This is a genomic window from Bradyrhizobium sp. USDA 4532 (assembly GCF_024171315.1).
In the GTDB taxonomy this organism is placed as follows: domain Bacteria; phylum Pseudomonadota; class Alphaproteobacteria; order Rhizobiales; family Xanthobacteraceae; genus Bradyrhizobium; species Bradyrhizobium australafricanum.
In genome coordinates this window covers 4086152-4107037 of sequence record NZ_JALJZN010000001.1, presented here as the reverse complement: position 1 = coordinate 4107037, position 20886 = coordinate 4086152, and the positions used below count along the sequence as shown (strand labels likewise).

12 protein-coding genes and 1 pseudogene are annotated in these 20886 nt (G+C 57.2%); 12 read left to right on the top strand and 1 reads right to left on the bottom strand.

The window, feature by feature from the left end; genetic code table 11:
• The first annotated feature begins 301 nt into the window (after positions 1-301).
• From J2R76_RS18955 to J2R76_RS18940, 4 genes are all read left to right on the top strand, one after another.
• Positions 302-1195, top strand: a complete 894-nt coding sequence (locus J2R76_RS18955) for a 3-keto-5-aminohexanoate cleavage protein (RefSeq protein WP_253624554.1) — start codon at positions 302-304, stop codon at positions 1193-1195.
• Positions 1155-2678: a 3-hydroxyacyl-CoA dehydrogenase NAD-binding domain-containing protein gene (locus tag J2R76_RS18950; RefSeq protein WP_309143545.1), complete on the top strand. Its 1524-nt coding sequence runs from the start codon at positions 1155-1157 to the stop codon at positions 2676-2678. Before J2R76_RS18955 ends, J2R76_RS18950 begins: the two co-directional genes overlap by 41 nt.
• A gap of 80 nt (positions 2679-2758) precedes the next feature.
• The gene (locus J2R76_RS18945) at positions 2759-4405 is read left to right on the top strand and encodes a class I adenylate-forming enzyme family protein (protein ID WP_253624552.1); all 1647 of its coding nucleotides are present in this window, start codon (positions 2759-2761) and stop codon (positions 4403-4405) included.
• A gap of 977 nt (positions 4406-5382) precedes the next feature.
• A complete protein-coding gene (locus tag J2R76_RS18940; RefSeq protein WP_253624551.1) occupies positions 5383-6270 on the top strand; it encodes an enoyl-CoA hydratase/isomerase family protein in 888 nt (295 codons plus the stop codon).
• Positions 6271-6922: 652 nt separating this feature from the next.
• Here the strand turns inward: J2R76_RS18940 and J2R76_RS18930 are convergent.
• Positions 6923-9040: an acetate--CoA ligase family protein gene (locus tag J2R76_RS18930; RefSeq protein ID WP_253624550.1), complete on the bottom strand. Its 2118-nt coding sequence runs from the start codon at positions 9038-9040 to the stop codon at positions 6923-6925.
• A gap of 1116 nt (positions 9041-10156) precedes the next feature.
• On the opposite strand from J2R76_RS18930, the gene J2R76_RS18925 reads away from it, so the two are divergent.
• The 8 genes and pseudogenes from J2R76_RS18925 (at position 10157) to J2R76_RS18885 (ending at position 20885) form a co-directional block, all read left to right on the top strand.
• Positions 10157-11209 carry an extracellular solute-binding protein gene (locus J2R76_RS18925; RefSeq protein ID WP_253624549.1) on the top strand — a complete coding sequence of 351 codons (1053 nt, stop codon included), beginning with the start codon at positions 10157-10159 and terminating at the stop codon, positions 11207-11209.
• Between the two features lie 579 nt (positions 11210-11788).
• Entirely contained in the window at positions 11789-12700 is a 912-nt protein-coding gene (locus J2R76_RS18920) for an ABC transporter permease (protein WP_253624548.1), read from the top strand.
• Entirely contained in the window at positions 12690-13490 is an 801-nt protein-coding gene (locus tag J2R76_RS18915) for an ABC transporter permease (RefSeq protein ID WP_253624547.1), read from the top strand. The genes J2R76_RS18920 and J2R76_RS18915 overlap by 11 nt, the downstream gene beginning before the upstream one ends.
• Before the next feature lie 44 nt (positions 13491-13534).
• Positions 13535-14602, top strand: coding sequence for an ABC transporter ATP-binding protein (locus J2R76_RS18910; protein WP_253624546.1), 1068 nt, complete (start codon positions 13535-13537; stop codon positions 14600-14602).
• 330 nt (positions 14603-14932) lie between these two features.
• Complete coding sequence (gene panD, locus J2R76_RS18900) at positions 14933-15286, top strand: aspartate 1-decarboxylase (RefSeq protein ID WP_253624545.1); 354 nt, start codon at positions 14933-14935, stop codon at positions 15284-15286.
• 1076 nt (positions 15287-16362) lie between these two features.
• Positions 16363-17559 (top strand): acyl-CoA dehydrogenase family protein, encoded by a 1197-nt coding sequence (locus J2R76_RS18895; RefSeq protein ID WP_253624544.1) that lies wholly within the window; start codon positions 16363-16365, stop codon positions 17557-17559.
• Between the two features lie 48 nt (positions 17560-17607).
• The gene (locus J2R76_RS18890; protein ID WP_253624543.1) at positions 17608-18765 is read left to right on the top strand and encodes an acyl-CoA dehydrogenase family protein; all 1158 of its coding nucleotides are present in this window, start codon (positions 17608-17610) and stop codon (positions 18763-18765) included.
• 51 nt (positions 18766-18816) lie between these two features.
• Positions 18817-20885: pseudogene (locus J2R76_RS18885) on the top strand (acetate--CoA ligase family protein).
• Position 20886 lies beyond the last annotated feature (1 nt).

The window sequence follows — 20886 nt, the reverse complement described above, 5'->3', positions numbered from 1 at the left end:
CGGACCGGTTGGTTTTGACGGCGGTCATCGCAGTCCCACAGAAAAAGCAACGCAATGGCCGAGATACAAGCCGGATGCGGAGTCTTCGGTGGCGGGTTCCCATGGACGAAGATGGGCGAATGGCGCCTCGCTGCGCTATTCGCGATTCAATGACCTACGTTTTCGGGTCATGGCGAGGAATTACTGCGCTGGAGCGGGCTAAATTCGTTGAATCCTGATCTTACTGCGGCGTACGAGTTGAGAGATCGTTGCCGTTGTGTGGCGGCTTGGGATAGCCAGCTTCAGGGACAGGAAAGTTAGGATGATTTCCGAGGTTTTCATTACTTGTGCCGTCACAGGTGGCGGATTCGCCGTACGTAGTCCGCTCGTACCGATAACCCCTGAGGAGATCGCCAATTCGGCTATCGAGGCGGCACGCGCTGGCGCAGCTGTGGTGCACATCCACGTACGCGATCCTGAAACCAAGCGCGGTTCGCGAGATGTCTCGCTCTATCGGGAGGTTGTTGAGCGCATTCGGAACTCCGATGTGAATCCGGTGCTCAACCTAACTGCAGGGATGGGCGGCGATCTTGTGCTCGGGGGGGCGAACTCTCCCCTCCCGCTTGACCCTGCAAAAACAGATATGGCCGGTGCGATCGAGCGGTTGGTGCATGTGGAAGAACTGCGGCCTGAGATCTGCACGCTGGATTGCGGAACGATGAATTGGGGTGCTGGTAGCGACTACATCTTGGTCAATAGCGCGGCGATGTTGCGCGCGATGGCCGTGCGCGTGAAGGAGCTCGGTGTTCGCCCCGAGCTTGAGGTCTTTGATGCAGGCCAGCTTGTTATGGTGAACGATCTTATTGAGGAGGGGCTCATCGATGATCCGGCTCTAATCCAGCTGTGCATGGGGATTCGCTACGGCGCGCCGGACGATCTGACTACGCTGATGGCGCTCGTACATCGGCTTCCGCCTCGCTCTATCTTCTCGGCCTTCTCGATCGGACGGAAGCAGCTTCCATATGTGGCGCTGGCGCCATTGGTGGGTGCGAACGTGCGGGTAGGGTTAGAGGACAACGTGTACCTATCCCGCGGGCGTCTAGCGACCAACGCTGAGCTCGTGCAGCGAGCTGTCGAGATTCTCGAACGAGTTGGCGTCCGGGTGATGGGTCCAGATGATGTACGCGCCAAGCTCGCGCTCAAAGTTCATGCCTGAGAGGTCAAAGACCATGTCTGGAAGGCTACCGCGCGGAGTCGGGCTGCTAGGGGGCGGGGTGATCGGGGGCGGGTGGGCAGCGCGGTTCCTCTTAAATGGAGTGGATGTGCGGCTGTATGATCCGGCACCTGGTGCAATGGATCAAGTACAGAAGATCCTGGCCAATGCGCGGCGAGCATATCGTCGGCTGACGCAGGTTACCCTGCCGGCCGAGGGGACGCTGAAGTTGGTCCAATCAATCGAGGACGCAGTTGTCGAAGTCGAGCTAGTGCAAGAATCTGCGCCCGAGCGGCTTGAGCTTAAGCGGCAGCTGCTTACGACGGCGAGCCGGGTGGCGGCACGCGACGTCCTAATCTGTTCCTCGACATCCTCGCTTCGCCCGTCGTTGCTCCAGGAGGGCACTGATCATCCCGAGCGCGTGTTCGTCGCGCATCCGTTTAACCCCGTCTACCTGCTGCCATTGGTTGAGCTGTGTGCCGGACAGAATACTCCTCCCGAGACACTGGTGCGGGCTGCCGAGATCTACCGGAAAATCGGAATGCACCCGCTTGTGGTGCGTAAAGAGGTGGACGGCTTCATTGCAAACCGGCTCCAGGAGGCGGTATGGCGCGAGGCGCTATGGCTGGTGCATGATGACCTGGCCACCGTGCAGGAGGTCGACGATGCGGTCCGTTACTCTTTCGGACTCCGTCGGCCGATCGTGGGGCCTTTTCTGACCTACCGAATGGCCAGCGGCGGGACGGGTATGCGCCAGGTTATGGAGCGATTTGGGCCTTATCTAAAATGGCCGTTGTCGAAGCTCACCGACGTGCCCGAACTAACCGACGCATTCCTGGACAAGTTCGCCGAACAGTCGGACGCGCAGGCGAGGACTGATAATATTACCGAGAAGGAGCGCGACGACTGCCTCGTTGCCTTGTTGCAGGGACTGCGGTCACAACGTCACGGAGCGGGTGAGACGCTCGCGCGTTGGGAGCAGGGGCTGCGCGACAGCGCTCCCGCAGTCGTCGCCGGCGACTCAAGCCCACTGCGGTCTGCGATGCTAGATATGCCATCTGATTGGCTAGATGCTAACGGCCACGTCACCGAAAGCCGTTACCTTGAGCTTTGCACGTTCGGGACCAGCAACCTGCTCAATCGCATTGGTGTCGATCGCGACTATCGCTCAAAATATGGAAGCTACTATACTCTGGAAACGCACCTGTCGCACCTCAGGGAGATCCGCGTTGGCGACCGCGTTCAGGTGCTCACACAGATTTTGGGAGTAGACGACAAGCGCATCCATCTCTTTCACGTGATTGCGCTTGATGGTCAAGCCGAGCCGGCAGCCACGGGCGAGCAGGTTCTGGTCCATGTCGATGCCGGCACCCGACGCAGCGGACGCATGCAAGGATGCGTGCGCGAGCGATTGATGGAGTTGGCGCAGCTTCACGCGGAGCTGCCTCGTCCACGGCGGGCCGGCGCAAGAATCGCGCTAAGGTGAAGCGCGATATCCCCGAGGCATGAGGGCTGGACTAATATCTTCGCCGAGAGCTCGTACGGCGCATATCAGGTGAATCATCGATGAATTCAACAGATCTGACGCAACACCGGTTGCACGACCGCGTGGTAAACGCGTTGAGTACGTTTGGCAAGCTTGAGTCTGCTTATCAGACCGTTACGGTTGCTCAGCTGGTCTCCGAGCGCGCGAGAACACATGGCTCAACGATTGCGATCGACATCTTCGAGCGCGGCCAGCGCGCTACCTACTCAGAGATGGACCGTAGGTCAAATCAGTGTGCGCATGCGCTGCGCGCATTCGGGGTGCGCAAGGGCGATCACATCGGCGTGATGCTTCCCAATCGGATCGAATTCCCGATCCTGTGGTTCGCGTGCGCAAAGCTCAGTGCGGTGCTGGTCGCGATCAACATGCGCTATACGTCAAGAGAAGTCGGATACGTCTTGAGCGATGCACAGGCAAAATTCGCAATCGTCGATGAGTCAGTGTGGTCCGTGCTTTCCGCGATGGATCCTTGGCCGCAAGATCTCGCCAAAGAGCGCGTGATCCTCGTCGGGCAGCCCTCCCGCGAGACAGCTACTACCCTCGATGAATTGCTCAAGGGTGCCGACGAGTCGCCGGTCGAAGAGGATGTTCGCCCGAACGATCTGCTGAACATCCAATACACCTCGGGGACAACGGGTTTTCCGAAGGGCTGCATGTTGACCCACGATTACTGGGGTGTGTTTACGTATCAGTATGCCCTTATGGACCGTCGCCCCTACAAGGCGTACCTGTGTTGGTCGCCTTTCTCCTATGTCCTCGGCGAGCTGTTGATCCTTAAGTCGTGGCTACAGGGCGGTACACTTTATGTAGCTCAGCATCTCAGTTCAACGCGTTTTGTTGATTGGCTCAAGACATACCGTATTGAGTGGTGTCCGATCCCCGGGCCAATTGCCGCGACTGCCGACGTCGCATCGACAAACCTCAAGGAGGCAGGGATGTCTGGCGGTGTATGGAATGCGGACACGGTGCGCCGCTTTCGTGAGCGGTTCGGCGTGCGCGGCCAGAACGCTTATGCAATGACTGAGATCGGTATGGGTACTCAGTTCCCAAATGACTTTGAAGAGATGGACGAATCTGGCTCGGTCGGGATTCTGTCCCCCTTTCGAGAGATTCGTTTAGTAGGCGACGACGGCAGTCCGACGCCGGTCGGCGAGATCGGCGAGCTTTGGGTGAAAGGTCGTGGAATACTACTGGGCTATTGGAATAAGCCAGACGCGAATGCCGAATTGTTCGAAGGCGAATGGTTTAAAACTGGTGATCTCTTCCGCCAGGACGAATTTGGATTTCATTGGATTGTAGGACGCAAAAAGGAAATGATTCGACGCTCGGGCGAGAACATAGCTGCTCGCGAGGTCGAATCTGTCATTCGAGAGATCCCGGAGATTGCTGACGTGGCCGCGGTACCGGTTCACGACGATAAGCGCGGGGAGGAAGTAAAGATCTACGTGGAATTGCACAAAGGTCTCAGGTCGGCCGATCTGCCGCCGGAACGCATCCTCGCGCATGCTCGTGCGCGCCTGGCATCTTTCAAGGTGCCGCGATACATCGCATTCACGTCAGCGCTCCCCCGGACCACCACCAGCAATAAGGTGCTCAAACGTGAGCTGATGGACGTCGGAGATCCGCTGTCGGGCGCCTACGATAGCGAGGAGGAGCGCTGGCGTTAACGGATCGACGGTGGGCCTTCTGAATGGGGGAAGGTCGCCGTTTTCCGGATGTTGTTCGCCGATCTTGGCACCGACATGATCGTCGTGGAACGTCCGGCGGCCGCCCCGTGACCCTCAATGAAACAATGGGGCGGTCTTCGCAACGGAGACATTCTGTGCGTCGTGCAGATCATGACTGACGTCTTTCAATGGATCGCTGCGAAGCTGTCTAAGCGTCACATCGCACTGCGACCAGCCTGCCTGCTGCTGTTGCAACCCGCAGCGGATGCCCCCTTCGCAACTCGGCGACATGCTTTATCACGCATTGTGAGCCTCTGCGCTTATGCCTGTGCTGCGTCAGCTCGATGCGCTTTAGAGTGTCTCTATGAACCGTAAGGACTTCGAAAATGGCGTGGGTGTTCGGAACGCTAGTTCGGCCGTGCGCGGGTTCGACCAGTGGCGAATGATGTCGCGCCAGCTGCCGACTCGGGCAAGCGCGCTGGTTCAGCGCCAACGTGCGGCGTCAGACTATCTTTTTCGCAGAATTTGCTCCAATCACCCGCAAAATTCGGGGTTTCTCGGCGATGACATAGTTTATCGTTCGATTTGTCTGGATTGACGGGATAGCCACCCAGAGAAAATAAGTGCTTCCACTCCATACCGCCAAGCCTTCGATTGGGTGGACGAGTACAGATGCTCGCTGAACTGCGAGCACAAAAACGCCTCCGCGATGTGGGAGTCGCTGTTGCTGTCGATACGAAAGCTCTTGTTGGAGCTGTAAGACGATTAGACGTGATTGTGCGCGGCCTTGGAGATAAAGCACGTTCGATTAGATTCATGCGCTTTTCGTGCGGCCGCGCGAGAACATCCGGAAACGACCGGCAAAGAGACGTCGTTGTACCGGAAGATAGGCGTCTACCCGCAGGTGTCGCCGCGTTCGGATAGAGTTCTCTAAATTCGATGAAGAGTCATCAGCAACAAAACCAAAGGAGCATCTGATGGAGTACAGCACCATTCTCTACAAAGCGGACGACCGTGTCGCGTGGATAACTCTGAATCGGCCGACCAAAAGGAATGCGTTCTCAATTAAGCTCTGCAACGAATTTCAAGATGCGCTCGTGATCGCCGAACGCGATCCGGACGTTCGCGTGATCGTGGTCAAGGGAGAGGGCGGCCGGGCGTTTTCTACCGGATTTGATATGGATGAAGATAAGACCGAGTTCGGGCCGGCAAACATTGATGATTGGACCATCAATGATTTGAACAGGTCTTTCGATCACGGCGTGAAGTTTCTGCATTCAGTGTTTCACTGCTCCAAGCCCGTTATCGCGATGATCGACGGTTACTGTCTGGCCGGGGCCTTGGACTTGGCTACGTTGTGTGACATTCGCTACTGCTCTGACGATTCGCGATTCGGTTTGATTGAGGCCCGGATGGGGATTGGTGACACGGAACTGCCGATGATGTCGCACTTGATCGGTCAGCGTTGCCGCGAACTGATCTATACGGGAGACATGTTCGACGCCCAAGAGGCGTACCGGCTCGGCCTCGTAAATCGTGTCTTCCCCAAGGATCGACTTGAGGAAGAGGTGACGCGCATCGCGAAGCGCATGTCTCGGGTCGCACTGCCAACCTTGGTGTGGAACAAGAAAGTACTCAACAACACGCTCCACGCGGCAGGCCTCGATTCTGCTCTGCGATATGGCTTCGCCGCCGACTTGATCATTAGTAGATCGGATTCCGAGTTCAAGCACTTCCGTGAGTTGGCACGCACTGAAGGGGCGAAGGCAGCATTCCAGTGGCGCGACTCAATCTTCGCGCCATTCGAATCCGAAACATCATGGGTTTCCTCGCGCACAGCACCCAAACGGCCAGGGAAGGGTTGAGCATGGAGCAACCTGAGCAGCATTCACCTCGAATGCTTCAGTTGACCTACGCGTGACAGCCTGGGCGCGACCGACGGCGGCGTCGCGCCCATTCCCGGACTTCCCAGTCGACTCATGGCCTTCGCCGTCAACGGAGGCTTCTAGGAGGACATCTGCGATAGCTTACCAGTTACCATGAGATCTCGGACGTCCTCGCCTCTGAAGCCTGCGGTGGTCGCGACATGGCTTATCGCCTCGCGGTCGCAACAGTCGAGTGCGAATGCGACGCGAACCTTTTCAACGTCGTCGCAGCTCATCTAAAAGCCATCGTAGCCGCGCAAGACCACAATTGTACGGTCACGACGGCTCTCATCTCGGACGCGTGACGCGAAGCGTTTTGCAGACCGTCTCTATCGCGAACCGTCGCAACGTCGGTTCTCTTAGTATCGCCCACGACGTCATGCGCACTTACTTCAAAATGTCGGCATCGACCATTTCCCTGTCGAGAAAGCGCTGAAGTTCGCAAATTTGTTCTTGCTGCGACCGGAAATCGTCATCACTTCTGCCTCCGCCTGCGTCACCATTTTGGGACGCTAGAGGTTGACGCAAAGGTGAGCGCCACAACGCCTTTCAACCTTGAACCCGGCGATGTCATGTGTCGCACAGCTAAGTGTTATTCCCATTTCCTGTGTAGGTCGCGCGCTCTTCGCGCGGGGACGACAAGCGCATCGACAGCCACGGCGCCCTGGCTGGTTACGATAAGAGGATTGATGTCGATCGAGCGCAGTTGGTCGCCCAGATTTCGCGCAATCGCATCGAGCCTCCTCACTGCCGCAATTAGAGCTTTTGTATCAAGCACAGGACTGCCGCGGAACCCGGACAGAAGCTTTTGTACGCGCAGTTCGGCAAGCATCTGCTCTGGCTCGCCGATCCGAAGACCGGCCGGGCGGAGAGCTGCGTCATCCATGATCTCCGTCCAGATGCCGCCCTGACCAACGAGTACGAATGACCCGAGGACATCATCGGTCTCGAGGCCGAGAATCATCTCAATCCCATCTCGTACGTACGGCTGAACGATGAGAAGTTGCGAGCCTCCCGCAAAGATCTTTGCCGCTGCCGCGGATAATTCGTGCGCATCCCTCAGGTTCGTTATCACGCCGGATAGTTCGGTTCGATGCAACGCGCCCGTGTCGCCGACTTTCGCGACGACCGGGTATCCCAGTTCGTTTGCTGCGGTTACGGCGGCATTAACGCTCGTTACAAAACGGCTCTCGACGACCCGAATGCCCGCAGCGCCCAGGAAGTCGAGCGCCGGCCTCCCTGAGAATGGCTTTCCGTCGAACCCATCGAGCCGCTTCGCCATGCTAGATCTGTCGACCGGCGGCTCCTCTGCCAATGGTGGCACGGGCCGCGCCGACTTCACCGCGCGATCGAGGGCGAGAAACGCCTCCCGTTGGCCCAGGACGGCAACATTCTTATCGAGGAGATCCTCGACTTTCTCGGGCGGAGTCGAACCATCCACAGGTGTAATCAAGGTAACGAGCTTGTCCGTCGCCGCGGCGACTTCCACTGCGCAGTCAGCCCACGTCTCGTATGCCGCGCCGGTCGCGCCCGTATGATTTGGATCATAGAGAGAAGCGAAAATGTCGACGTTCGGGTCGCTTGCGATGGTCTGAAAAATCTTCTCGGAGTTTTCCTGTGGGTTCTGAATGCCCCAGAAGTCCAGAGGGTTCCTGCAGGCGAGGGAGTCGGTTAGAAGGCTGCGTAGCGCTTTCGCAGTGTGTGGCTGAAATTCAGCATAACTGAGCGCGGGGCACTTCGCCGACTCGTCCAGATACATTTGGATCAGCCCACCTGATGGGCAGGCCACTCCAAGTCTGCCTTCACCCGGAGATCGTCCAGCTAGCGCAACGATGGCAGAGGCGATCAATCCCTCAAACGAGTCCACCTGCACCACACCATACCTTTTGAACAGTTCGCGGTAAAACCGATATGGTGCGGCAAGTGCGCCTGTATGCGCCGTGGCCATTTCTCGGGAGGCCTCCGTGCGTCCTGGCTTCAGGAGGATGACTGACTTGCCGGCGGTGCGCGCTCGGTCGCATTCAAAAAAGAAGCGCTCAGGATCGCGAATCGTTTCGATAAAACCGCAGATCACTCCCACGTGTGGATCGTCCACGAAGTAGCGAAGGAAGTCGGCACTTCCCGTGACGGCTTCATTCCCGCAGGTGATCGCGTGGCTCCAGCGGATCCCACGCCCACTTCCCATTAGAGCAAGTTTTGTTCCTCCACCTTGCGAAAAAAGGGCAACGCGGCCCGGACGGCGGACCTCGAAGGCTGACAGGTTGAGATGCACGCGATCAACCCAATTGATCACTCCACCGGAGTTCGGACCGAGAATGGCCATTCCTGACGCTCGTGCTACATCCACAATCCGGGCTTGCGCCGCCGCCCCCTCCACACCAGACTCCGCGAATCCGATCTCTGGGACCACCGCCGCCCGTACCCCGACGTCTGCGGCCTCTTCAAGCGAGGCCAGCGTCGCCTCACGATTTCGCAGAATGAGTACCGCATCCGGCACGAACGGCATTCTCTTGAGGGACGGATAACAGGGGTAACCTGCAACCTCTTCGTACTTGGGATTCACCGCGGCCACTTTCCCCGAATACCCGATCTTTTTATAGAGTTCGAGGGGTTGACGACGCGTCTCCGAAGTTGGACTTGCGCCGATCACCGCTACCGAGTTCGGTCGGAAGAGAGCCGATAGCCCGCCTTCGCTGGCTGGCGCCGACATAGCGGAACGGAAGCGTGGAAGCACTATATTCTCTCTGCTGCTCAACGGGTGGGAGGCCAAATGTAAAGCGTATCTTCGCCGAAACACGCAAGATTTGCAGGCGATTAGAGGAAATTCCACGAGAAAAAGGACTTTGGCGCCCTGGTGCGCAAGGCGGTCGCTTGCCTGAGTCCGCTGCCGCGTCATCCGCATCGGTCGACACGGCGCATGCCCGCTTCAGCTTTGCCAACACTGACGCCACTCTCTAATGGCTACATTAGCCCGACGAAGCTTGAGCGCGATGGTTCGCCACCTGGGAAAAGTGATCCCAATTTGGGCCTTGGCCAAGGCCTCGGAAGTCGAGGAGGCCAAGGGAAGCGCCGATCACCGCGGCCGGGCTATGCAGCACCTCACACACCATCGACACCGGTCAGATGTAGCGGCAATTGCACTCGATCGAAGGCACGCTTCACTGCTGCACTCTCGCGAAGCACGCCGTCGCTTTTTCCAGGATGTCGCGCTCGATCCCCACGCACGCCGCGCCGCTCACAGCAGGGCGCTTACCATACGTCGAGCGAACCTAACAGAATTTCGGTCACGGCGCCCATCGCCTGATACGGTCGCCGAACCGTGCATTTCGCTAGCCACGCAGCGCGTCAAGCATGACGATTCGTGCGGCTTCATCCACCAGTCCACGAGCCGGAGCTTAAACAAGTGTGAGGTCACCGACACTAAGCGGTGAGCACCGAACAGATGACGGCAGAGCCCGAGATCATGTCGGAATATTCATGGCCTCCCGCAGGTTCAAAGTCGCGCTGCAGCGCCTCGGGTCGGGGATAGAGCAGCTCCTAGTCGCATGAAAGCTTTGCAGGCCCGTTGCGCGCACAATTTCCGCGAAACCAGCTCAAAATTTGATGAATTCGATTTCAAGCCCTCGCCTATGATCAAATGGTAGTTACTGCGAAGCCGCCGCTCCCCAGCTGAGCAACGGATAGCAGCAGTGGATGGTCATTGTCCGCGCCGATGCCCTCTTCCTGTTTCACGAGCAGGTCGGCGGCTCGTCGCAAACAAGGGCGAGATCATTTCTAAGTTGCCGAGAAACAAGAACTGTCATCATCCCTGGGTGGAGATCGGGAAATGAAAAGGCGCACTTTTCTAAAGTTCGCGACGGCGGCTGCTGCGGGTGCTCTGGCCGCGCCCTACGTCCATGCTCAGTCGAAAAAATTTGCCGGCATTACCTTGCGTGTGAACGGATGGGGTAGCGAGTGGGATGAAGCGCTGAAGAAGGGCACGATCGCTCCGCTAGAGGAGAAGTACGGTCTAAAGGTCGAAATAGCTATCGGCCAGCAAGCGACGCAAATGGTCAAGCTAATCGCGGAGAAAGACAATCCCCCGTTTGACATGTTTCAGGGGGATAGTGCTGTCATGGTCGAGCTCCTTAACGCCGGAGTCATCGAAGAGATCAAGGCGTCGGACGTTCTCAACATCAAGCGGGTCCTTACCAGTTTCCGCGAATTCGGTGATTATGGTGCGCCATTCGCTGTCGGGGCGATCGGTCCGACGTACAATCCAAAATTGATCAAGCAGCCGCTGACGTCGTACTCGGATATAGCTCGGCCGGATCTGAAGGAGCGCGTGGCTCTTTACCCCGCGACCACAAACACCACCAGCCTATATCTTCTTGCCTTCGCCGAGGAGAACGGTGGCTCGATCTCGAACATGGAGCCGGCGTGGAAGATCCTTGAGGCGGCTAAGCCGAACATTGTCGCTATCGCGCAGGCGCAAGTTCCGCTCATCCAAATGTATCAAAGCGAAGAGATCAGTGCAACGATCTGCTATTATGGCGCTGCTTACCAACTAAAGACCAAGGGATTCCCCACGGAATTCGTGGTTCCACAAAAGGGCATTTACGCGTACCCTGTCTATTTCAATGTTGTGAAGGGAATGAAGTATCCGGAAGCTGCGTACGCCTTTGCAGAGCAGCTGCTCTCCGATCAGGGGTTGCTCGCATTTGCTGAGGGCGTCCGGTACGACGTAACCACCGATATCAAAATGCCCGAAGAGCTTCGCAAGCAACTTGTGTTTTCATCGCCTGAGCGCGTCGCCCTGAAGAAGAACGTTGACTGGCGAAAGTGGGCGGAAGGTCGCAGTGCTCGGATCGAACGGTTCAATGGTATCATTCGAACCTAGTTGGCTGCCGTCTGCCGAACGAGAAGTCTGAGGCCGTCGATCGGGTGTCTGGGTATGACGCCGACCCGATCGGTGGCTATGATCTAAGATGCGCCGGTATGCGTCCAGTCACTCCACTTGGTAAGTGTCCAATCCGCTTGGCCCAGACAAATCTGCCATCCGCTCTCTTCGCACGCGGGGCGGGAGGAGGGCGAAGCACTTATAGTTCCTGCGTCAAGTGCAAACGGCCGAGATACGAAATGACGGTGAAGCGAGCCGAGCATACTGCGAATTTCAGGATGCGCGCGCGATTATCAATGGTCTCCGGAAGTTCGGGCTATCCCGGTGATGAGCGCTGGGAAGCCTGCCTTTTTTCGCCCGGCCTTGGTTGATGGCAGCAAACAATAAGCAGGAGCCGATCTTTGCTCCGTTCGAAGCTGAGAGGTCGTCGTCCAAACATGACCTTAAACCAAAGTAAGCTCTGCGAGCAGACGGGACTCTAGGACGAAACATCAAAGAGGTCGTGTTTCGATGCGCGGCGTGCGCGTTGATACTCACGTTGACACCGAGAGCGACTTCGCGGATTAGCGGAATACTAGGATGGCAGCTGTTAAACTCTTGAGGGGCATCGTGAAAGAGCCCCTTCTCAATCGCCGAAACATGACTATAGCGATTTTGCTTGCCCCAGCAGTCTTGCTTCTTATCGCATGTTTGGTAGTGCCGGTGTTGGGATTGCTCCGATCGAGCTTTCTATCGGGCAACCATCTTCTCGATGGAACCGGTTTCAGCCTGCAGCAATATATGCGCATCTTTTCGGAGCCTTTCTACTCGTCAATACTGATTGAGACGTTTGTCGATGGGCTTCTTGTCGCCCTTGTATGCTTGGTGATCGGCTTCCCTACTGGATACTCGCTTGCCCGCCTCCCACCACGGGCTCGGCGGTGGCGGACCATTATAGTGATCCTGCCGCTGACGCTCAGTCTCGTGGTCGTTGTATTCGGTTGGTTGATAATCCTTGGCCGTAATGGCCTCCTCAATTCGCTCTTCGTAAAGCTCGGCATTTTCTCTTCACCAAAGACTCTCCTCTTTTCAAGGCCTGCCGTAATTATCGTGTTGGTACAGCAGTTTCTTCCGTTCATGATTCTCTCTGTCATGAGCGTCGTCACTCAAATCGATCCAGTGCTTGAGCAAGCCGCGGCCAATCTGCACGCAAATAGATTTGTCACCTTCCGGAAGGTGATCATACCCCTCGCACTTCCCGGTATACTCGTTGGGTTCAATCTCGTGTTCGTTTTGTCGATCTCGGCTTTCATCACGCCCCGCCTCATCGGTGGAAGTCGCGTCGCCATGTTCGGGAGTCTCATCTATGAGCGCATCATGGTGGAGCTGAACTGGCCGTCCGGTGCGGCTTTGGCTTTCGTGCTGTTCGTATTTGTACTCAGCTTCACAGCGGCGCTTAACGCTCTGGCTGCGTCACGTTTCATTATGAGGGGGCAGCGCTATGCGGTCTGATTTCAGCGACTATGCAATGGCCGTGTCCGGCGCGGTCATTCGCGCGATCGTGTACGTAACGCTGGCGCTACCGGCGGTTCTTGTGATCATTTCGTCGTTCACTAGCGGCGACTCAATGAAATTCCCCCCTACTGGCTTTTCGCTACGCTGGTATCAAAAGGCCTGGGAGAATGAGCTCTTCATGACGTCGCTCTGGACAAGTACGTACATTGCCGTGCTCGTGGCCATCGTGTCGCTAGCGATTGGCTTTTCCGCCGCGTTTGCGATCAATCGCTATTCGTTCCCCGGGAAAGCGTTGCTGCAGGGCCTCACATTCTCGCCCTTGATTGTCCCGGCCGTCGTGCTCGGCATCGGACTGTTGCAGCTCTTCGCGTGGTTGGGCCTGACGCAGACAATCTATCCGTTGCTGCTGGGCCATCTGGTTCTTGCGATCCCTTACGTCGTGCGCACCATTCTCGCCAGTCTGACGTTACATGACCGGACGCTCGAGGAGGCGGCGATGAACCTGCGCGCCACGCCGTTGGGTGTGGTTCAACGTATCACTCTGCCGCTTATTCTTCCCGGTCTGCTTTCCGCGGCGATTTTTGCATTCGTGACATCGTTCGGAAACGTGACGGTCACATCGTTCCTCACCTACGGTGGCAACGTGACGCTGCCGGTACAAATCTTCGCCTATGTAGATACCAGCTATGATCCGCTCGTCGCTGCCGTATCAAGCCTGACGATCCTCGTGACCATGACTGTCATCCTGACGATCGAGCAGTTGATTGGCACCGAACGACTTGTCTAGGCGGAGGATAGATTTTGGTTGTTCAAGGAGAACAAGAGAGCACAATGCGCACTGTCGGTGATTTCGTCGTGGAGCTGCGCTCCGTTTCCAGGCGTTATGGCGAAACGGTGGCTGTCGCCGACATCTCGTTGGGCGTGCGCCGCGGCGAGTTGGTTTGCCTATTGGGGCCGTCGGGCTGCGGCAAGACAACGACGTTGCGAATGGTTGCTGGATTTGTGGAGCCCACTTCTGGAGCCGTGTACATCAACGGCGCCGACGTGACGCACCAACCGCCCTACCGGCGCAATACGGGAATGGTGTTTCAGAGCTACGCTCTGTTTCCGCACATGACGGTCGCTGAAAACATCTCTTTCGGCCTGGAAAACTTGAAATGGCCGCGTGATAAGCGCTCAAAACGCGTTGAGGAGATGCTCAAGCTTGTCGAGCTCTCTCATTTAGCCGGACGCCTGCCGCGTCAACTTTCTGGAGGGCAGCAACAGCGCATCGCACTCGCGCGCGCGCTAGCGATGCAGCCTGCAGTACTCCTTCTCGATGAGCCCTTCTCAAATTTGGATGCGCAGTTGCGGCTGCGCATGCGAGAGGAGCTCCGGGAAGTAGTGCGCAGCGTCAACGTTACGACGCTGTTTGTGACACATGATCAAGAAGAGGCGCTTACAATGTCGGACCGCATTGTCGTGATGAATGCTGGTCAGGTCGAGCAAGTCGGAACGCCAGGTGAGATCTATGAGAGCCCGGCGACATCTTTCGTCGCGAAATTTATCGGCTGGTGTTCTCTGCTCAAGGGAACAGTACGCGCTGATGGCACTTTCACGTCCAAGGCGGGCCTACCTCTCGTGGGCAATTGGAGTGTTGGTCCTGGCACTGCAGTGATCCGGCCGGAACAGGTCAAGCTCTCAACCGATGGGGCTGCTGGAGTATTGCAGCAGGCCCGCGTCCTTCAGTCCCACTATTACGGAGGCGCGACACGACTCTTGCTTGACGTCAACGGAGAGCAATTGACGATGCAGGAGCGCTTTCTGTTTGGCCGCAATCCGAATCCAGGCGACATCCTCAACGTTACTATCAACACAAACGACGTGCGGGTCATTCCCATGAATGAAGGCCATCCCTAAGTCGATCCCTCACGACTTGCGGAGATATCATCGGGTCGGCGCTACACGGCACGATAGTGGCGACGCGGCAAGCGCGCGAGACGTTTCCACCAATACTTTGATGGCAATAGCTTGAATCATATTGCCGAATGGTGTGCTACGCCCGGTATATGACCGATGAGCTGCAGGCGCCGTGTTTTGTAGCCGGCGCAGATTCAAAGTTTACCGGCGACGTGCTGTTGACGCAAAGACCTCCGCAAGATCGCGGCGCCGAATTGTTTTGCTCGGAATCGCATCCGTGAGGGAAGCCGCCCAACGAGGGCATGGCTACGCTCAACCAGTGAGAAAAAAATGCAAATTACGTTGACGAAAGGTAAGATCCACCGCGCCTCGGTGACCGAAGCCGATCTGCACTATGAAGGCTCGATATCGATCGATCGTGCGCTGATCGATGCAGCAGGTTTTCTGATAAACGAACGGGTCGACATTTACAACATCGAAACCGGAGCTCGCTTCGCCACTTATGTGATCGAGGCGCGACGCGGCTCTTGCACCGTAGGCCTTAATGGTGCGGCTGCCCGACTCGCAATGCCTGGAGACAAAATTATCATCGTTGCATATGCCTCCTTTGATGAGGCCGAAGCCAAGACATTCAACCCGCGAGTTGTGATGGTTGATCGAGAAAATCGGATCTTGGCAAGGTGAAGGCCGAGCGGAGCGCGGAGCCGTCGTTCTTGCGGGCAGTCAAGAAAGTCTCCGGCCGTCGCTGGCCGCTCGGGGACTGAAAAATGAAATTCTGGCGAAGGAGAGCGACCGGCTACGCGCGCTCAGGATGCGCGGGGGGATCGATTTTGCATCGCACGACTATCTGCCGTTAGCGAGCGCACCGCGTATGAAAGAGGCTGTTTCCATTGTAACTTGAAGCCGGCGCACCAATCGGAGCTGCAATAGCATTATTACCGCATAATTCGCACGATAGTTGTGCTGACTGATAAACGGCGTGACACCAAGTCGATGCGCCAACTGGCGCCCGGGTAACTTCGAGGTTACTTGCTTGGTCTTGACCGTCCGGACAAGATTGATGACATGGTACGGTCGATGCAATTCGTCGAGATCGAGTTGAAAGAGTAAGGACGAGTACGACCAAAGGTTGGAAACGGGATCGGTCAAGAAGCTTGCTGGCACGTTTGAGCACGCGATGACTCGCACCGTTTGCCTCGATCGAGTCCCGGCGCTTCAACTCGCAGCCTAACAGGAGCACCCTACCAAGCTAAGCTGAGATGAGGCGTCTGAACGGACGCTAATGCTGCTCGCTTGTCTTCGCAAAATCTTACTTCTGAGAAGAGAAAGGGGCGAGAGGGCCCTCATTTGATTTGGGACACTCATCAAGAGGCTGTAGTCCAATTTCCAATCGAGATGACCGCGCTGCCGACGAATGTGGAGGTTTCCATTTGAAGAGTCGAGCCAGATCTACTGCAAAACTTCGGCGTGGATTGCTTGCGTCATCCGTAGGCCTGACGTGATAAAACCTTCATCTTTCGATATCGGCTGCAGAATTTCTGCTTCGGCAGCCGCCATATTGGTCAAATTCTGATCCCGGGAAGGAGTACTTTTCCTATATCGACGCTAGCACTCGACGGAGTGCACCCGCCCAGGGTGAGCTGCAAGAGCGATTGATGGAGCTTGCTAAACCCAATGCCAAGCTGCCTCATCCAGAGTGCGCTGGCGGCGCCATCCGGCTGCGCTGAATTCGAAGCTTAATTTGCTCACGAGAAGGTCTTATGGATATCGCATTCACAAGCGAAGAGCGTACGTTCCGCGAAGAGGTGCGTCAGTTCTTGCGTGAAAACGTGCCGCCGGAGTTGCGGCGCAAGCTGGCTGAAGGCCGGAAGCTGTCAAAGGACGAAAAGGCTGCCGGCGTCCGTGTCCTCTATAAGAAGGGCGTCCCCACTTGGCCAAAGGAATATGGAGGAGCGGGGTGGACCCCCGTACAATATTATATTTTCGTAGAAGAGGTGCGCGCGTTTCCGGCGTGGACACAGTTCGGCTACGGCGAGTCTCTGGTTGGCCCGGTCATCTACACCTTCGGCAATGAGGCGCAGAAGCAATATTATCTGCCTCGTATCGCCAAGGCTGAGGACTGGTGGTGCCAAGGCTTCTCAGAGCCGGGCGCTGGCTCGGACCTCGCCTCGCTCAGGACCCGAGCCGTGCGCAATGGGGACCACTATATCGTCGATGGCCAGAAGACCTGGACGACCTGGGCACAATACGCTGATTGGATCTTTTGCTTGGTCAGGACCAATCCGGATGCGAAGAAGCAGCAGGGTATCTCCTTCCTCCTGATCGACTTGAAGACGCCCGGCATCACTGTGCGCCCAATCGAGTTGATTAGCGGGGGTTACGAAGTCAACGAGGTCTTTTTTGACAACGTCCGTGTTCCGATCGAAAATCTCGTTGGCGAGGAGAACAAGGGCTGGGACTACGCTAAGTTTCTTCTCGGCAACGAACGCTTTTCCGACGCTGGCGTAAGTTCTTCCAAAGGTTGCATTCGTCGCATCAAGGACCTCGCTCAACAGTCGTGCGTCGGCGGTGAACGACTAATCGATAGGGCTGCATTCCGCGAGAAGGTTGCCGCAGTCGAAGTCCAGTTGAAGGCGCTCGAAGTGACACAGCTTCGCGTCTTAGCTAACGCATCGAGGCAACAGAAGAGCACGCACGATCCTGCAAGCTCCATTCTTAAGCTTAAGGGCGCTGAAATCGAGCAGGCGACGGCGGAGCTTCTGATGGAAGTGGTCGGACCTTACGCGCTTCCCTATTTCTCGGAGGAGCAACTTGAGAGCCGCAACGAGTCGCCGATCCGCCCCGATTGGGCTGCTACGATCGCGCCCGCATATTTCTACAGCCGTGCGGCGTCGATCTATTCGGGCTCCAGAGAGATTCAGAAGAATATCATCGCCAAGGCGATCCTCGGCCTCTGATGAGCCAAGGGCGCTGGCTGCGTGCCCTGATTCAGGAGATTTTCTAAAGTGGACTTTGATTTATCGGAAGAGCAACGGCTCCTCAAGGACAGCGTCGAGCGGTTGGTAAACGACAGCTACGGATTCGAAGACCGCCGCCTGTATCAGGCGGAGGAGCGAGGCTACAGCGAGGAGATGTGGGCCCGCTACGCCGAGATGGGGCTGCTGGCATTGCCGTTCTCTGAGGAACATGGCGGATTCGGTGGCGGCGCGGTCGAGACCATGATCGTTATGGAAGCGTTCGGCAAGGCACTAGTTCTGGAGCCCTATTTCGCGACCGTGGTCCTTGCCGGTGGGGTGCTTCGGCTTGGGGCAAGCGAAGTACAGAAGTCCGATCTGATCCCTTCGATTGCCGAAGGCCGGATGAAATTCGCCTTCGCCTATAGCGAGCGGCAGTCGCGCTACGACCTCTTTGACGTTGAGACGCAGGCGAAGAAAGACGGCGACGAATGGATCCTGAAAGGCACCAAGTGCCTCGTCCTGCACGGCGATATGGCTGATCGGATTATTGTGTCGGCCCGAACGACAGGAGAGAGTCGGGAGAAGGATGGAATTGGTCTCTTCCTGGTCGATGCCAATTCGCCAGGTCTCACACGCCGGAGTTATCCGACTCAGGATGGTCTGCGCGCGGCCGAAATCACGCTCGAGAATGTACGTGTAAAGCAAGCCAACGTGATTGGCGATCCGACAAGAGCGTTTCCAATCATCACGCGAGTTGCGGACGAGGCGGTCGCAGCGCTATGCGCCGAAGCCGTCGGCTGCTTTGAAAGGATGCAGACCATCACGCTTGACTATCTCAAAGCGCGTGAGCAGTTTGGCAAGAAGATTGGCAGCTTCCAGGTCTTGCAGCACAGGGCAGTCGACATGTTCGTCGAATTGGAGCAGTCGCGCTCGATGGCAATGTACGCCGCCTTGATGACAGGCGAAAGCGACGCGACCGAGCGCGAGCGCGCGACTTCGGCGGCAAAAATCCAGATCGGCCGGTCGGCGAAGGCGATTGGTCATGAGGCGATCCAGCTCCACGGCGGTATCGGAATGACCAAGGAATACACCATCGGTCACTGCTTCAAGCATGTGATCATGCTGGACACGCTCCTCGGCGACACCAACCATCACCTGAGACGGCTTGCCGCGCTTGGAGGGCTCAGCGCCGACCAAGCGAATTGAAGAAGATGCGCAGGAGTCGCGCAAGCGCGGTTGCGTGCGGGAGCCCGGCCAATGCATAGATTAGAACGTCTTTTGCGCCCAACATCGATCGCTGTCTTCGGTGGCCGCCACGCGGTTCACATCGTTGTGCAGTCGATCAAGTTGGGGTTTTCCGGCGAGATCTGGCCTGTGCATCCTACCAAAACCGAAATTTCTGGTCGCAAAGTCTATCGTTCGGTGGCTGAGCTGTCGGGTGCGCCAGATGCCGCCTTCATCGGCGTCAACCGACACCTCACCATTGAGACCGTTAAGGCGCTTGCCGCACGCGGTTCGGGCGGCGCGGTATGCTACGCGTCGGGTTTTCGAGAAACGGGATCGTATGATGCGGAGGGTGAGCAACTACAGGCCGACCTAGTCTCCGCCGCCGGCGAGATGCCGATTATCGGGCCAAACTGTTATGGTTTGATCAACTTTGCTGACGGCGTACTACTGTGGCCCGATCAGCATGGTGGCGTTAGACTGGCTGAGAGAGAAAGGGGTGTCGCCGTCATCACACAGTCCTCCAATATCGCTATCAACATTTCTATGCAGAAGCGTGGTCTGCCTATCGCTTATCTGATGACGGCTGGCAATCAGGCGCAGACCGGTCTTTCTGAGATTGCACTCGGGCTCATCGAGGACGATCGCGTTACCGCTCTCGGTCTACACATCGAAGCCTTTGACTCCGTGCACGGATTCGAAAGGCTATCGGCGCGGGCTAGAGACCTGAGGAAGCCGATTATTGCGATGAAGGTCGGCCGTTCCGAGCAGGCACGGGAGGCAACGGTGTCGCATACAGCGTCGCTTGCCGGCTCAGACGCTGCTTGCGGTGCCTTCCTAAAGCGTATTGGAATCGCCCGCGTCAATTCCATTCCTGCGTTCATCGAGACATTGAAGCTCCTGCACGTTGTCGGACCAATCGCAGGTTACCGACTCTCGTCAATGAGCTGCTCTGGCGGCGAAGCTTCGGTGATGGCTGACAGTGCAGAGGGGCGCGCGGTGGGCTTTCCACGCCTAACCGACAAGCATCGCGCGCACGTCAAGTCGACGCTAGGGCCTTTGGTCTCTGTTGCGAATCCGCCGGATTATCATGCGTTTATTTGGGGTAACGAGCCGGCGATGACGGAAACCTTTACCGCGATGGTGTCCGGCGGCTTTGATCTCAACATGCTGGTACTTGACTTTCAGCGGTCGGACCGTTGCTCGACCTCTGACCGCCTACCAAACGTACGTGCGTTCGCAGCGGGGCTGAAGGCCAACCATGCGCATGGCGCAATCGTCTCGTCACTGCCCGAAAATCTCCCAGAAGAGTACACGGCAGAGCTCATGGCGCAGGGCATGGCGCCTTTGTTTGGCATCTCGGAGGCGATGGACGCCGCGGAGGCGGCGGCGCCTATCGGCACTGCCTGGCGGAAGCCGCAGGCGCGTCCGACCAACACTTCGGCCTGCAGCGCGCACGCAGGTCATACTGTCACGCTCGACGAGGCCCGAGCGAAGGCTCGCCTAATCGAAGCCGGGTTACCCGTCCCGAAAGGCAAGCGTGCCACTAACGCGGACGAGGCGGTGAGGTTCTCTGTGGAGCTTGAGTTCCCCGTAGCATTAAAAGCGCTCGGGGTGGCCCACAAATCGGAAGTCGGGGCGGTAAGGCTCAATCTCAAGGATGCCGAATCGGTTAGAACCGCTGCCCATGAGCTTTTGCCGCTCGGCACTGGGCTTTATGTGGAGCGTATGGTGCGCGACAGCGTCGCCGAGCTGATTGTCGGCTTCACCCGCGATCAAATGTTCGGTCTTGTTATGACGTTGGGCAGCGGCGGTGTCCTGGTCGAGCTACTGCGCGACAGTGTCACGCTGATACTGCCAACTTCACAAGAAGACATCGCTGAAGCATTGCGCAGTCTGAGGCTGTATCCGCTGTTAGATGGCTACCGCGGGCGCCCGAGGTCCGATGTCTCGGCGGCAATCGACGTCATATCGGATATTGCTGCGTTCGTGCAGCGCAATGCGAGCGTGTCGAGGAACTCGATATCAACCCGCTCATAGTCTGCGGCGAGGGCAACGGCGCCTGGATTACTGATGCCTTATTGGTCTCTGGAGAAAAATGAA

Excerpts from the sequence above, each read along its gene's own strand:
- J2R76_RS18955 (WP_253624554.1), top strand. The coding sequence starts at position 302 with ATGATTTCCGAGGTTTTCATTACTTGTGCCGTCACAGGTGGCGGATTC.
- J2R76_RS18950 (WP_309143545.1), top strand. The coding sequence starts at position 1,155 with ATGATGTACGCGCCAAGCTCGCGCTCAAAGTTCATGCCTGAGAGGTCA.
- J2R76_RS18945 (WP_253624552.1), top strand. The coding sequence starts at position 2,759 with ATGAATTCAACAGATCTGACGCAACACCGGTTGCACGACCGCGTGGTA.
- J2R76_RS18940 (WP_253624551.1), top strand. The coding sequence starts at position 5,383 with ATGGAGTACAGCACCATTCTCTACAAAGCGGACGACCGTGTCGCGTGG.
- J2R76_RS18930 (WP_253624550.1), bottom strand. The coding sequence starts at position 9,040 with ATGTCGGCGCCAGCCAGCGAAGGCGGGCTATCGGCTCTCTTCCGACCG.
- J2R76_RS18925 (WP_253624549.1), top strand. The coding sequence starts at position 10,157 with ATGAAAAGGCGCACTTTTCTAAAGTTCGCGACGGCGGCTGCTGCGGGT.
- J2R76_RS18920 (WP_253624548.1), top strand. The coding sequence starts at position 11,789 with ATGGCAGCTGTTAAACTCTTGAGGGGCATCGTGAAAGAGCCCCTTCTC.
- J2R76_RS18915 (WP_253624547.1), top strand. The coding sequence starts at position 12,690 with ATGCGGTCTGATTTCAGCGACTATGCAATGGCCGTGTCCGGCGCGGTC.
- J2R76_RS18910 (WP_253624546.1), top strand. The coding sequence starts at position 13,535 with ATGCGCACTGTCGGTGATTTCGTCGTGGAGCTGCGCTCCGTTTCCAGG.
- panD (WP_253624545.1), top strand. The coding sequence starts at position 14,933 with ATGCAAATTACGTTGACGAAAGGTAAGATCCACCGCGCCTCGGTGACC.
- J2R76_RS18895 (WP_253624544.1), top strand. The coding sequence starts at position 16,363 with ATGGATATCGCATTCACAAGCGAAGAGCGTACGTTCCGCGAAGAGGTG.